The following is a 14,180-nucleotide window of genomic DNA, read 5'->3' on the forward strand; positions in this document are numbered from 1 at the left end:
AAAAAATACGCTCTCGAAACACATCGCCGCAGGCATCCGATCAAAGAAAGGAGAGGAAGATTTTATTTATAAAACCCGTAGGGCCCCGGGCTTGACGGTATGACCGGCTCCTCAGAAATTTGCTGCTATAAAAGGCCAGTGGCATAAATGGCTCTTAAAAGAAAAAGGATGAAAAAAGAAAAAGGGTGATGCCCTAACGGGCTTCACCCTTTCACCTTGGCAAGGAGCAAGCGGTTGAGGAAGTGCAGCATGGCGGAATGGACGAAACGGCTTACTCCTTGTTTACTGTTACAATTCTAAACGCCATACAAGATTGTTCATAAATTCTTACATTCACTTCCTAAACCTAATGTTATGGATGTTACAAAAAAACTTATCATTCGCCCAGAAACTGTTGAAACCGTCTTTGATTATTATCAAAAGGAAAAGTTATTAGTTAATAGAAGGTATCAACGAAAACTAGTGTGGACATTGGAAGAAAAGGAAAAATTTATTGATTCACTTTCTTTGAATTACCCTGTTCCATTATTTTTAGTTGCCGAAGTTGCTTATAAGGGTGATACTATTATCGAAATTATTGATGGCATGCAACGACTAAACGCCATTACGTCTTTTATTGAAGGTGAATTTTCCCTTCATAATCGCTATTTTGATCTTGAAACCATTGCTGAAACAAAATTTTTATTGGATAAAAATTTGTTGAGACAAAAAATGCCTAAGTTAGACAGAGAGCTATGTAAAAACATTGCTAGAAGTTATCTCATAAATGACAAAGCAGTAAGTTTGCCATATGAGTGAGCTAAATGAGAAGCAATGGGAGAAGATAAAAGACCTGGTACCAGAGGGCATCAGGCGAACAGATGGTAAAGGCAGGCCCTGGCGGGACAAGCGTGAAGTGATGGAAGGGGTGCTATGGATACTTCGGACAGGGGCGCCCTGGAAGGACCTGCCTGACCGCTATCCGCCTTACCAGACCTGCCACCGCAGGTTCCAGGGCTGGGTCAAGAGCGGGGTGTTTACGCTTATTATCGAGACGCTGGCCACTGACCTGTATGAGCGTGGCGGTGTAGACCTGAGTGAATGCTATATAGATGGAACCTTCTGTATGGCAAAAAAGGGGGCCTACTGGTGGGAAAAACTAAGAAAGGTAAAGGCACCAAGATCATGGCAATCACAGACGCTGCTGGTATTATATTATCTATCTCAGTCCACTCTGCTTCCCCGCATGAGGTAACACTGGTAGAGAAAACGCTGGAAGAACGCTTTATTATTCCGCATCCTGAGCGCCTCATTGGGGACAAGGCTTATGACTCAGACCCGCTGGACGAGCGGCTGAAAGAACAAGGCACTGACCTTATTGCCCCACACCGGGATAACCGCAAAAAGAAAAAAACGCAGGATGGCAGAAAACTGAAAAGGTACAAGCGAAGGTGGAAGGTAGAGCGCTTCTTTGCCTGGTTATTCAATTACCGCAGAACGGTGGTCAGATACGAGTATCATGAGGAAAACTTTAAAGCCTTTGTCCTTTTAGCTTGTTCTATGATCCTTTTAAAGTCATTCTTTCATTTATGAGATAGCTTCTAGTTATCAATTGCCACTTTCAGTATCCGTTTTTAAAGAAGAATCTGCCATTGATGATATATTTAAGAGGATTAATTCTAATGGAAAACATCTTTCAAGCCAAGAGTTGAGACAAGCAGGTTCAACAAACGCTTTTGGCCGTATTGTGCGTAAACTATCTGAAAAAATCAGAGGAGATGTCTCTCATTCTGATAGACTTACTCTTAACAATATGAAAAAAATATCGATTAACAACACTAAGCTTAGTTATGGAATCAATATGGAAGGCATATTTTGGAGAAAGCATGGTATCATAACTAATGAAAATATAAGGGGATCTAGAGATGAAGAATTGGTTGCAAACTTATTGAGCGCTATTCTAGTGAAGCCTCGTCCAGCAGGAACATCTAATAACCTTAACAGATATTATTCAGGTGATAACACTGTCGAAAATGAGATTAGGAAACTCGGTGAGGAATATATAATAAAAATGTTTGAAACGGTTTTTGACGCACTACGCCAGACATTTGAATCAACTGGAAGTTCGTTTAGCAAGTTGATTTTTAAAAAAGAAACTAAGTATGTTAATCGTTCTTTCCAAGTATTTTTTTTAGCGTTTTATGATTTATTAGTTAAAGAAGGTCTTAAAATTCTGGATTACACTAAATTGGCTAAACACCTTGAAGGAATTGGAGACAATTACTTAACAGCTAATGCAGAATATTTCAAATATTCAAAACAGAGAGAAGACGGTGTTGAAGTTATAGAAGGTTTAATGAAGCAATTTTTTATAAAAAAGCGTGAGAATGACCCTGCCCTTAATAACGGTGTGATTAAGCTCGAGTCTTTACTTGGAGGTTCGAAAACTGAAAATGCAAGCTACGATTTTAAAATAGGAATACACAGAATGGATAAGGATGGTAAATTTGATGATGAATGTTTTGAGAAAATCCTTAAAACTTTGACTGCCATTGCAAATGGTAGTAAAGACAGCATAGGCTATGTGGTATTAGGAGTTGCGGATAATCGCAATGCAGCAGTACATCATGACACCTATTATAAAAGTAAAAATATCTCTTACAAAGATTTCAATGTTACAGGTGTTCAATGTGAAGCGAACAAGTACAATTCTCATGAAAATTATGTAAGAAATATAGAAACCAAAATAAGAGCTTCAAAAATTTATCCTTCAAAATATAAAGATCAGATACTTAGAAATATAGACTACTTCAATTACTACGATAAAACGGTTCTGATTTTAAAAATAGAAAATAATGGTGAACCCGTAAAATATGGAGACAGGTTTTATGAGAGACAAAGTACAAGTACAATTGAAGTTGATAGGGACAAAGAAGTTAATGTTTACCAAAGAATTTTGAAATAAAAGAACAAGTAAACGGTCTTTTAATATATTAACAAGACCGTTTACTGTAACAAAATGGGTCTGTAAAATAAACTGTGTCACCCCCTGGCAGGCCCCATGGGGCCTGCCAGGGGGCGATTGCTACATCAAATCTAATATCATTCTTCCGGGAAACCAAATGGCCAGTTTCTGAGCGGTCATGGCCCAGTTTGAAAGCGGCATCGTCCATTTTTGTTTAATGTTGTTATGGGCCAGATAAATCAGTTTTAACAGGGCCATATCGGAGGTAAAGCCGCCTTTTGTTTTGGTGACCTTTCTGACCTGCCGGTGGAAGCCTTCGATGGTATTAGTGGTATAGATCAGTTTACGGACAGCTTCATCATACCGGAAATACGTGCTTAGCTTTGACCAGTTGTTACGCCATGATTCCAGTACCTTCCCATATTTATTACCCCACTTTTCTTCCAGCTGATCCAGGCGCAGCTCAGCCAGTTCCAGCGTTTCTGCCTGGTAAACCGGCTTCAGGTCTTTCATAAATACCTTCTGATCCTTAGAGGCTACATATTTCAGGCTGTTACGGATCTGGTGGACAATGCAGGTCTGGATCTCTGTTTGTGGGAAGACGGTATTAATGGCCTGCGGAAAACCGCTTAGGTTATCGATGCAGGCGATCAGGATGTCCTTTACCCCACGGTTCTGCAGGTCGGTCAGCACCGACAGCCAGAAGTTAGCCCCTTCGCTCTGAGAGACATACATGCCCAAAAGTTCTTTGTGGCCGTGACGGTCAATGCCCAGGATATTGTAAACGGCATGGGACACCATCCGGTGGTCTTCCTTAACCTTATAGTGCATGGCATCCAACCAAACGATCGTATAAAGCTCTTCCAGTGGCCTTGATTGCCACTCCTTTACTTCGGGGATGATCTTGTCGGTAATGGCAGATAAGGTGCTGTGGCTGATCTCCGTATCGTACATATCCCTGATGTGCCTGGAGATGTCACGCAGGCTCATCCCTAACCCATACATGCCGATGATCTTCGATTCCAGGCTTTCGGCAAGTATGGTTTCCCGCTTGCGGATCAGTTCAGGTTCAAAGCTGGAATTACGGTCACGGGGCGTATTGACAGATATTGTCCCATCAGACGTACGGACGTCTTTACTGGTCTTGCCATTCTTCCGGTTGCCGGAACTGCGCTCTGCTTGATCTAAATGGCTTTCCAGTTCAGCTTCCAAAGCTGCATCCAAAAAGCTTTTAAGCAAGGGCGCAAAAGCGCCATCCTTGCCATACAGCGACTTGCCCGAACGGAGTTGCTCCAGGGCTTTCTTCTTCATTTGCTCATACCCTAAGGGCGATTCTTCTTGCTTCATTATAAACTATGTTAAAGGTATTTATTTACGCTTTGACACAGTTTATTTTACAGTCTCAACAAAATTTAGATGTTAATTTTTACTGCTTTTCACATTTTTATATCTCGTGACCTCCTTGCGAATTTCTGTTGCAATAGACTTTACTTGTTGCATTATACCCCGCAGGCGGGTACCAGCCGCTTTGTTCCCCTTTTCATAAAACGATACGGCATCCTTTTCGACACCTGATACCAGTTCTTTTAACGCTTTGAACTTTTCCATGATTCTTAACTTTAAATATTTATAAATGAATTAATTGTTACTTGTTTAGGCACTTATCGTACACTTACACCTTTGCTTTTTTCCACCTCTTTAGCCTTACCTTGCCCTTTGGTCTGCGCTTGTTCCACACCGGTCTTTTTCTCAAACTGCTCCCGTTTCTGTGAACGTCCCTGACCATCAAAGAAATCCAGCTTACCGTAACGCGGAACCGCCTGGGCAAAGATTTTCATTTCCTTATTGTCCTTAGCGGTTACCGTTACTTCCACCCGCTCGCCGTTACGCATGGCCTCTTTTAACTGTTCCAGTTTGGCCGGGTCTTTCAGTTCCTTGATGTCGTAGCGGCTTAGCGTTTTGTCCAGGTCGAAACCATAAGAAGGATCGTGATACTGCTTAAGCTTATGGTTACCGTACTGGTCTTTGGGCGTATCGAAATCCAGCCGTATCCAGGCCTTGTAAGTATCACCTAAAGCGGTCATCATATTATCTCGGTGCACGGTACGGTCCTGCACCATATTCGTGGCCTGCGTTGCGGTAAAACCCTGCCCGTTATCCAGGTAAAACGTCTGCTTAACCGGCGGGCTGTAAAAGGGCTGCCTGAATTCGTTATGCACAAAATTGACTTTTCCCTTTTCCATACTGGCTAAAAGCTGCCTGCTTTCCGGGCTTTCACCTATCGCCAGTTCGCTGGTGCCTTTCTGCTTTTTAAAGAAATCAATGGCTTCGTTTGGGCTTCCGAATTCTTTCACCAGCGGCTTGTCCTTGTTATCCTTATTTTCGGTTAGTACCATGTAGGTTTGGTTATCCGGCGTAGGCGGCACCTGTCCTGCGGTAACCTCGAACTTGCCGAAACTGTAATAGTCCGACTGGTGGGACTTGCGAAAGTGCAGGGTCATATCCACCTGCCCCTTATCGCCCGGCAGCTGGTCTTTCAGCGTAAAGTAGGGCGGCAGGCTTTTCATGTGCTTTTCCAGCTGGTCTGCCAGTTTGGGATTAAATCCAAGGTCTTTGACCTCTTTTTTCAGGTCTTCCAGATTATTTAAGTTCATCGCTTATGATTTAAATGTTTCAATTTTATTTGTTTGGCTGGTTATTGCGCAGCAGCACCGGGTAATTAGCGGTCAGCTTGATTTTGATGCGCTTCACTTTTTTAGCAAATAATCCTTTGGCGGCTTCCACGCCTGCACCGGCCAGCTGGGTAGTCATGGTCTGGTCAACCGGCAGGAACTGCATGTTTTGCATAGCGTTGTCTGAGCCGCTTCTGACCGCATCCTGTAGCTGCGCATCCGGAACGTTGATCCCCGGCATACTATCCATATCATACACGGTCAAGTCAACCGGCAGAATGGAGGTACCTAAGCGGATAGTTTTGATATTGAGCAGCAGTCGCTGGTTAACGATCTGGCAGCTACCGAATATCATCTGACCTTTCGGAATGATGAGGCCCTTAATATGAATCGTATCCAGTAACCGCAATTTAATGGCTGAACCCTGATAGGCTTTCTGGTTATCGACAATTACCGCACGAAAGGCCTTATACAGGCTGTCCGCTATCGGCTTTTGCTGCTGTTGCAGTTGTGCCGCCACCAGTTCCGGGTGCTGTATTTGCAGTATCTTGTCTACCATTCCTTCCAATTGCTTCATTTCCGGGTCGTCGGCATTCTTGCTGCTCATAGTCTTCATCAGCTTTTCCAGGCGTTCAGTATCTTCACTGGTATTTGCAGGCTGATTTGAAGTAGTGGGATAATTTGCTGTTACGGCATTCATAGGCTGCGGTTCCGGTGCTTTGTTCATTTCCTGCCGGAGCAAGGCCAGCTTGCGGCTGATCTGCGCCTCGTTATCATCCGCTGCACGGCTGCCGGACAAAGCCAGCTGTGCTTTTAAGGCGGAATCTTTAATAGCGGATTGCACGTCTAAAGAAGATAAGGCCGCATGGGTGCTGCCGGATGCAGAATCTTTTCGCGCCTGGTCATATAGGCTCATCTTGTCCTGCGGCTTTTCGCCTTTAAACTGCGCTTCCGGCAATTGGGTGTTGATGCCTTTCTGTGAAAAGCTGGTCAATCCGTTATTTCCCCTGCCGCCACCTAATACCCAGAAGGCCATCGTCATAAAGGGTAATACCAATAGCGGCAATACCAGTAACAGTTTCTTTAACCTCACCTGTTGCAGGCTTTCATTCATTTGTTGTTTCATGTTTTGATTTTCTTTCCTGCCATAGCAGGCGTTATAGATTTTGTTAATTGTTCGCCTTAAGCAGCAGGTAAAGGCTCATTCCGCCTAATAGCAGGATGATGATGACCAGCAGAATGATCTTGGAAGTTTTATTCCAGTACTGCGTTTTCCTGTCCAAGTAATCCGCTATCATTCTCTGCTTGTGCAGGATGCTTGCCTTTACCTGTTCGCTTAGCTGCTGCCTGGCCTGGGCCAGCTGTATTTTTCGCTTCTCGAATGGTTCCATCTACTTGTTTTCTGTAGCTATATCCTTGTTTTCTAAAGTCTCCCATTTCTCGATAAGGAAGCCATGCGGGTTATTGTCCGAACGCGACACGTTCCGCAGGTAGCCTTCCGTAACCAAGCTGCGGCTAACCGTCGAAGTGGAACGGATTAGTTTTTCCGTGGCAAAGCATCTGAAGTAGAATGGGTACTGGTTGATGTCCAGGTGGATACTGTCCACGCCGATCTGCTGGCTGATGTTACCGCTGATCAGGTTGGCATAGTAACCGGATTCTTTCAAGTTATCATAAGCTGTTTTGGCGCTTTCATCAGCCAGGTACAGCGCTTTCGTGATATTGGACTGGATGACTTTTTCATCCGGGTCCAGCGTAAAGAAATACTGGTGGAACATCTTGATATGGTCGCGCAGTTCTACCGGTATATTGTCTTTACGGTCTGCTGCATACGCTTCCAGCGCCTTGCCGTTTGCCAGGATATAAATGTGGTTCTTGTAGTTATCGGCAGACTGGTAGCTTTTGTAAATGGCGAAACCCGATATTAAAACGCAGGCCAGTATCAGCAAATAGCTGAACAGCTTGATGTGTTTGAAAGCGGTGTCTATATTTCTGAGTTGTGTGAACATAATTAGCCCCCATCCCCCTAAAGGGGAGTTATAGTAAATAATCGGTTAATTGGTTTTGCCGCTTAGTTTATCCTGCTGGTAGGTGTTTTTTGGATTGTCGGACCTATCGTATCCTTCTTTAAAATCATTTGGCGCGTTAACAAGGTTAGACAAGCCGTTCATGGCCCTGGAGCCGATGGCCGAAGCGGCTGAACTTCCTGCTCCGACTGTCGAGCTGGCGGTACCGAAAGAAACGCTGTTGACCCTTTGCAGCATCCCGTTGCCGCCATGCGCATGAACGATGAAGTTGGCGACCGTCGGTACGGAAAAGTAGCCGATGATGCCGATAAGGAGGAAGATAAGGTAGGCCGTATCCGTCGAGCTGAAAAAAGTATCGCCGGAACTTTGTATCTGTGAGATGTCCAGCTTGAGCATATTCTGCTGCACCTTGCCGATGATGCTCCCGAATATGTTAGCTATGGGCAGCCATAAGAAGATATTGACATAACGGGCCATCCACTGGTTCAGGCTTTGCTGAAAGCCGTCGAATACGGATAACCCGAATACCAGCGGCCCTAGTATGGCCAGCACGATTAGGAAGAACGTTCTGATTGTGTTGATGCACAAGGAGGAAGCGGCATACAATACTTCCAGTACTTCGCTCATCCATTGCTTGATGCTGTTGCGGAAGTTGTAGGATTGCTTGTCCATCCAGAATTTCACATCATTGCCGATGCCGTCAAATACCCCTTGGTTATCACCATCCAGGTCGTTTGGGTGGGTGTACTTATACCATTTGTCCTGGTCACCGTTACCGTCGTTCCCTTCATACATCTGATAGGCAGCGGAGTTCTTGACCGCGTTTTCCTTTTGCTTAAGCAGGGTGGCGATAGCCGAATTGGAATCCTGCACCATATTACCGGTGGCGGTGACTACTGGCTGTAATATGCCATTCATTAGCGCGATGACACCCGGAAAGAGCATGATAGCCATGCCCAACGCGAATGGACGCAGCAAGGGGTAGAATTCCAGCGGCTCCGCGCTGGCGATCTGCCGCCATAACCTGGAAGCGATAAAGGCTAAAGCGCCGAAGCCTGCAATGCCACGTGCTGTATCAATCAACTTGCTGCACAGTGGCAGCATCTGGCTGTACACATCGTCCAATACGGGCTGCATGCCCTTCAGGCTGGAAGCCAGGCCCTGCGCGTGGCTTAACGCCGGGAGCAGAAGCAGGAGCAGTACGACCCCAACCGCCCGGCTGGAAAAGGATTTGATTAATGATTTGATTTTCATTTGATATAAAGTTTTTGAAGTGTTTGGGTGTCGCTGAGTTCTTTGCTGCGCTGCAAGCGCATCATATCCGTTTGCCGGTTAAAGCTGCGCAGGAAAATAAGCTTATCGCTGATGTCCGTATAAATGCGGTCGATCTCCCGCAGGCGTTCATCGTCGCTCATGCGCAGCTGCGAAGCGGTGAGTACCGTTATCAGATCGTTGAGGTTCCGCAGGGCCTGGCTGGTCAGGTTGCCATATACGCTGCTGATATAATTCAGCTCGGTTAAGCTGAATGAGCCGCTGCTGTTAGACCGCTTCCAGGCCTTTTTATATTCAGACAGGATGCTGCTTTCCACTTCAATGATATCCGCTACCCGCCGGTATTTTTTGACGTTCGGGTTGACGGTAAGCAGTCCGTCTAAAAAGACCTGGTGCAAATTGAAGTTACCCTGTGTAACGTTCCGCACGGCATTGTAGCCCTGGCTTAACTGCGCGTAACCCCTTTCCATATCCGACAGGATGCTTTTAAACTGCGACAGCTTTTCCACATCGAGCAACAGTTGCTGCACTTCCTGCGATTGTGCGCGTACGGCATCTATATTCCAAGCAAATAATGAAAGCAATGCCATCAGGAATACTACGACACGGTTTGTTCTTGCTTTTTGCCTTATTCGATTATTCCGGGATTCCATAATAGTTCTTTAAGGTTTGTAAACTTTGCCGTTCCCCGGCTTTTTGCAGCAGCAGCATTCGTACCTGGCTGTGAAGGAAAAGCGTGAAACTGTATTTGTTTTTGACCCGGCCATAGAGATCATCCAGCCGTTTGAGCCGCTCGTCGTCCGTCATTGCCGCCTGGCCGGAAGTCAACACCAGTTCCAGCTCTGCGATATCCGCCTGACATTCGTCCAGTACTTTGGCAGTAACGCTACTGATGTAGGCCTGGCCGTCGGGATTTAGTCCTGGTAACATTTCGACCTGGTCAAGCTTTCCCGGAATCACGGCTAAATACTGAACTATGGCCGCTGCCTTGGGATTATTCTTAACCATAGGGTTAACCGCCTTTAAGGAATGGTAGTAATCTGTGTGCAGCCCCAGTTCACCGCCAGTCAGGTCTTTGATATTGCCCAAACCTTTACTGGCAATCGCGTAGCCCTTTTTCACATAGCTGCCATAAGTTTCCAGTGCCGCAATCTGCTGGGTCATGTATTTGAGCTGCGTTTTCTTTTGTTTGAACCATTCGTCCCAGGTCTGCGCCTGTGTAACACGAGCAGATAGCATCGACAGCAGCAGTAAGAGTTGCCTCATCCAATTAGCGTTACCCTGCAAGACCTGTTTTTTGCCCTTCCAATTAATTGATGCCATAATACTTTTTAATGGTTACGATCTCGTTATGGTCCTTGCTGCGTTCCAGGCTTAACAGGACGTTTTGTACATTGAACTGCTTCAGGTCGTTGTAATTCGCATCGATGTGGTCTGCCGACTGGTTGATCAGCTCCAGGCGTTTCGCATCTGCCATCTGTGTTCTAAAGGCGCTGACGACGATCAGGAGCTGGTCAACGTTTTTGACACTTTCTTCCAGGATGCCGCCATACACTTTGCCCATATAGCTCAATTCTTCTGCGCTGAAGTGCTTGTCCTGCTGCAACAGGTTCCAGGTCTGGTGATAAGTACTCACCAATGCCGCCTGCTTTTCCGTCGTTTCCCGGAGCCGCTGGTAGAGCGCTACGGCAGACTTGATAGTTGACAGTTCTTGGTAGTACTTGCCGAACAGGTCTTTCTGCTGCTGCGACCAGCTGGTGATTTGCCCCAGCTGACTTTGCGATAAAGCGTTCTCTATAGATTTCTGTGCGTTTTGCAGCCATATCGTTTTATTCTGCATCGCTTGGATTTGCAGGTCTACCGCCTTGATGACTTTGGTGACGGCTGCCTTGATGACCTCGGCCACCGCCACCTGTGCGGTCGCCTGACCGGCTGGCAGGCACACAAAAAGTGCGATCAGGCTGGCCGGCATAATAACCATGTATTTTTTCATGACGTTTAATTTGGTTTTAATGGGCGTAATTGCCCCCTTGAAGATTGTTCGTAAACTCTCCTTTATCCTCCCGTTGGGGAAGATTCAATGTCTTTATTTAATTGAATTTGTTAGTTGTTATTGACCTTACCGCTACTTCAGCTTCGCCTTTCGCTGTTCATCGGTCAGCGCCTGTATGCCCTTTTCGATACTGCCGTACTTTTCTGCATATTCCTCGACCAGCGCCTTTTCGGACGCTTCGGTGGTATAGGCAAAGTATTCTTCGGGCGATACTTCCGTAGCATACACTTTACTGTACTGGCCGCCCAGGCTGATAAAGACTTCCTTATAGTTACGGTCCGGGTCGTTGGCCTTGTTCATGCTCAGGACTAACGCCCTTTCCTTATCAGTCAGCCCTAACAGCTGCTGCACATCCTCGAACTTGTTTTGGTACTTGGACTGGTCCAACAGTATCTTACAGTCGCTGTTATTAACGATGGCCTGCTTAATAATCGGTGAATGCAGAATGTCTTCCACTTCCTGCGTCACCACAATCGCTTCGCCAAAGAACTTCCGCACCGTTTTGAACAAGTATTTGATGTACTCGGCCATGCCGTCCTTAGCGATGGCTTTCCAGGCTTCCTCGATCAGGATCATCTTCCTGACGTTCTTCGGCAGTTTGCGCATTTTGGAGATAAATACTTCCATGATGATGATGGTCACCACAGGGAACAAAATGGGATGGTCTTTCACATTATCCAGTTCGAATACGATAAAGCGCTCTTTCAGCAGGTCCAAGTTTTCGGTAGCGTTCAGCAGGTAGTCGAATTCGCCGCCTTGGTAGTAAGGCTTGAGCACATATTTGAAGTTGGCTATATCAAAGTCTTTGTCTTTCACCTTACTGTCCGATAATATCTGTGTAAACTCTACATCCAGGAACTCATAAAAGGAATTGAAGCCGGGAAAGATAGCCGGGTTTTTTTTCAGGTGCTCGTAGTACATGGATACCGCGTTGGATATGGCCACATATTCCGAACGCCCGAAGCCTTCTTCTTCCTTTTTCCACAGCGCCAGCAACAGCGTTTTTAGGCTTTCCTTCTTTTCAATGTCCAGCACGTCGCCTTTGGCAATATAAAAGGGATTGAAACGGATAGGATTATTTTCCTGGTAAGTGAAATAGTAACCACCGACCGCTTTGCAAAGCCCCTGGTAGCTGTGGCCTACGTCTACTAAAACGATATGCGTTCCCTGCTCATAATAGGAATGTACCATATGGTTGGTAAAAAAGGACTTGCCGCTGCCGCTTGGCCCCAGGATCATTTTGTTGCGGTTGGTAATAAACCCTTTCTTCATCGGCTCATCCGATATGTCTGCACGGACCGGTCTGCCGGAAAGGCGGTCGCCTAAACGGATGCCCAGGCCGCTTTGCGATGTCCGGTAGTTGCTTTCCAGGTTCAAAAAGCAGGTCGCCTGCTCCAGGAACGTATCGAAGGTATCGTTCATCGGGAAGTCGGCGGCGTTGCCCGGCAGCCCGGCCCACCAGATCTGCGGCGCACCATCCGTTTCCTGCTTAGCAACCGCATCCATCTGCGCCATCGCTGCGCCAACCTGGTTACGTATTTCCTGTTTGCCTGTTACATCTTCCGTCCAGGCAAGTATATTGAAATGCGCCTTGACTGGCAGCCGCTGTTCGCTGATGGCTTCGTTGAGGAAGTCTGACGTCGCATCCCTCGCTATCGCGTTCTCCCTTGAATAGGATGAAAGCGATTGCAGGCGAAGCCTTTTCTTTTCCAGCCCTTTCATCGTCTTCTGCGCATCCGCAATGATGATGTACTGGTTCAGAATATGATTGCAGTCCAGCAGCAGGCCCAGCGGTGAAGCGAAGCCGATACTGAATTTCGTTTTGTCCGTGCTGTACTTGTCATAGTTGATACGGCTGCCGCAAAGCGAAGGCAGCTCTTCCACGTCGGATAAGGTGAACAGCTGGCAGTGGTTGTCGCCGATACGCAGCTCGTCTTTCAGGTGTACGTCTTTCAGCATTGGCTTGTCCTTATCGCCTGCCAAAAAGCAATACTGTTCGATAATACCGGCCTTGCTTTTGGTTCCGGCCAGTTCATCGTCCGTCAACCTGCGCAGGCTGACGAAGCCGCTATCTTTTAGTATTCGCTCGAATGCACCGGACTTTTCCAGGAAGTCGCGCAGCAGGTTCGGCTGTGTCGTTTGCGCAGGGACGATGCTTTTGCGCATGATGCCGGAATAACCGCTGCTGGCGGCTTTTCTTCCTTCCACCTTTTTGGTCAGGAAGATATAGCAGCGGTGGTCCAAGTAGGGCCTGCCATTAAAGAAGGCTTCACTTGACCGGGACAAGAAGCCTTGTCCAGCGTTAATGTTTTCCCGGTACCGGGCTTTGGTGAACCAGTCCTGCTTATGGAACACGGAATGCTGCGGCAATATCTTAATGGCCTTGACCCAGGCCTGGTGATAGGCTTCGTAATCCCGGTCGGACAGGGTAAATATCTCCGGCAGGATGACCTCGTAACCGATGGTGATATCGCCTTGCATGGATACGATGGCATCATTTTCTACTTTGTATATGGGCAGTATTTTCTCAATGTGTACCATTAGTCCCCTTTTTTAAGATGGATGAATAATTTCCTTGAACTGAACTTCAGGTAACCAGGCAGTACACGTCTGGCGTTTTTCTTTAGCAGCCCGTACTGCCCGTACTTATGGCTCAGGCGGAACACGGTCATGGTCAAGGCCGTGCCTAAACCGCCGATCAGGAACAGGCAGACAAACGTATTGACACCGGTGATATACAGGATAGCGTAAGCAATTAGCAAAGCGACCATTCCACCGGCCAGGTAGCCGATATACTGCGCCTTCAGGCCGTGAAACTCAATCGCCTTGTTGATGCCTTTGTTGATCTGATAGATGCTTGACATAATCCTCTTCTTAAAGCCCGAAGAATGATTTGAGTACGGTGGCAACGACTACCAAGAATACGCAGGAGCCGAACCAGGCGGCGGCTACCTTGTTGGTATCCGGCTCGCCGCCATTCCATTTGTTAAACACTTTGATGGCGCCGATGATGCCGACCACGGCACCTATCGCATACATCAGGTTACAGCCGGAATCGAAATAACTTTTGACCTGGCTGGTGGCCTGGTTGATACCGGCGTTGCCGTCCTGGGCATACGCTGCTAAAGCAAGCAGGCTTAGGCTGAATACAGCACTGTATGCGCTGATTATTTGAATTGATTTCTTTTTCATGTTGTGTGGTTACACGGATT

16 protein-coding genes are annotated in these 14,180 nt (G+C 46.6%); 3 read left to right on the forward strand and 13 right to left on the reverse strand.

Going from position 1 to position 14,180, the window contains the following annotated elements; genetic code table 11:
• The first annotated feature begins 354 nt into the window (after positions 1–354).
• The 3 genes from ACY652_RS08115 to ACY652_RS08125 all read left to right on the forward strand — a co-directional run bounded on the left by ACY652_RS08115 (position 355) and on the right by ACY652_RS08125 (position 2,944).
• Entirely contained in the window at positions 355–798 is a 444-nt protein-coding gene (locus ACY652_RS08115) for a DUF262 domain-containing protein (RefSeq protein ID WP_462267692.1), read from the forward strand.
• Positions 791–1,572, forward strand: a protein-coding gene (locus ACY652_RS08120; protein WP_462266689.1) for an IS5 family transposase whose coding sequence is annotated in 2 segments (ribosomal slippage) — positions 791–1,124 and positions 1,124–1,572 — 783 coding nt in all. Because the reading frame shifts where the segments join, the coding sequence is not laid out codon by codon here. The genes ACY652_RS08115 and ACY652_RS08120 overlap by 8 nt, the downstream gene beginning before the upstream one ends.
• A 19-nt stretch (positions 1,573–1,591) precedes the next feature.
• The gene (locus ACY652_RS08125) at positions 1,592–2,944 is read left to right on the forward strand and encodes an AlbA family DNA-binding domain-containing protein (protein WP_462267694.1); all 1,353 of its coding nucleotides are present in this window, start codon (positions 1,592–1,594) and stop codon (positions 2,942–2,944) included.
• Between the two features lie 120 nt (positions 2,945–3,064).
• Here the strand turns inward: ACY652_RS08125 and ACY652_RS08130 are convergent, their stop codons facing one another.
• From ACY652_RS08130 to ACY652_RS08190, 13 genes are all read right to left on the reverse strand, one after another.
• Positions 3,065–4,291, reverse strand: a complete 1,227-nt coding sequence (locus tag ACY652_RS08130) for an IS256 family transposase (protein ID WP_462265878.1) — start codon at positions 4,289–4,291, stop codon at positions 3,065–3,067.
• Positions 4,292–4,363: 72 nt separating this feature from the next.
• The gene (locus tag ACY652_RS08135; RefSeq protein ID WP_462267696.1) at positions 4,364–4,552 is read right to left on the reverse strand and encodes a histone H1; all 189 of its coding nucleotides are present in this window, start codon (positions 4,550–4,552) and stop codon (positions 4,364–4,366) included.
• A gap of 53 nt (positions 4,553–4,605) precedes the next feature.
• Positions 4,606–5,598: a hypothetical protein gene (locus tag ACY652_RS08140; protein ID WP_462267698.1), complete on the reverse strand. Its 993-nt coding sequence runs from the start codon at positions 5,596–5,598 to the stop codon at positions 4,606–4,608.
• Positions 5,599–5,623: 25 nt separating this feature from the next.
• Positions 5,624–6,742, reverse strand: a complete 1,119-nt coding sequence (gene traM, locus ACY652_RS08145) for a conjugative transposon protein TraM (RefSeq protein ID WP_462267699.1) — start codon at positions 6,740–6,742, stop codon at positions 5,624–5,626.
• A 43-nt stretch (positions 6,743–6,785) separates the two neighbouring features.
• Positions 6,786–7,007, reverse strand: coding sequence for a hypothetical protein (locus tag ACY652_RS08150; RefSeq protein ID WP_462267701.1), 222 nt, complete (start codon positions 7,005–7,007; stop codon positions 6,786–6,788).
• Positions 7,008–7,625 carry a conjugative transposon protein TraK gene (traK, locus tag ACY652_RS08155; protein WP_462267703.1) on the reverse strand — a complete coding sequence of 206 codons (618 nt, stop codon included), beginning with the start codon at positions 7,623–7,625 and terminating at the stop codon, positions 7,008–7,010.
• 45 nt (positions 7,626–7,670) lie between these two features.
• Entirely contained in the window at positions 7,671–8,897 is a 1,227-nt protein-coding gene (traJ, locus tag ACY652_RS08160; RefSeq protein ID WP_462267705.1) for a conjugative transposon protein TraJ, read from the reverse strand.
• The gene (locus tag ACY652_RS08165; protein WP_462267707.1) at positions 8,894–9,505 is read right to left on the reverse strand and encodes a TerB family tellurite resistance protein; all 612 of its coding nucleotides are present in this window, start codon (positions 9,503–9,505) and stop codon (positions 8,894–8,896) included. The genes traJ and ACY652_RS08165 overlap by 4 nt, the downstream gene beginning before the upstream one ends.
• 46 nt (positions 9,506–9,551) lie before the next feature.
• Entirely contained in the window at positions 9,552–10,181 is a 630-nt protein-coding gene (locus ACY652_RS08170; RefSeq protein ID WP_462267709.1) for a hypothetical protein, read from the reverse strand.
• Positions 10,182–10,224: 43 nt separating this feature from the next.
• On the reverse strand, positions 10,225–10,908 hold the full coding sequence (locus ACY652_RS08175; RefSeq protein WP_462267711.1) for a conjugal transfer protein TraI: 684 nt from the start codon (positions 10,906–10,908) through the stop codon (positions 10,225–10,227).
• Positions 10,909–11,040: 132 nt separating this feature from the next.
• A complete protein-coding gene (locus ACY652_RS08180; protein ID WP_462267713.1) occupies positions 11,041–13,509 on the reverse strand; it encodes a TraG family conjugative transposon ATPase in 2,469 nt (822 codons plus the stop codon).
• On the reverse strand, positions 13,509–13,832 hold the full coding sequence (locus ACY652_RS08185; RefSeq protein ID WP_462267715.1) for a DUF4133 domain-containing protein: 324 nt from the start codon (positions 13,830–13,832) through the stop codon (positions 13,509–13,511). Before ACY652_RS08185 ends, ACY652_RS08180 begins: the two co-directional genes overlap by 1 nt.
• Before the next feature lie 10 nt (positions 13,833–13,842).
• A complete protein-coding gene (locus ACY652_RS08190) occupies positions 13,843–14,160 on the reverse strand; it encodes a DUF4134 domain-containing protein (RefSeq protein ID WP_462267717.1) in 318 nt (105 codons plus the stop codon).
• Positions 14,161–14,180: the final 20 nt, after the last annotated feature.

Source organism: Mucilaginibacter sp., assembly GCF_965200995.1.
Classification (GTDB): Bacteria; Bacteroidota; Bacteroidia; order Sphingobacteriales; family Sphingobacteriaceae; genus Mucilaginibacter.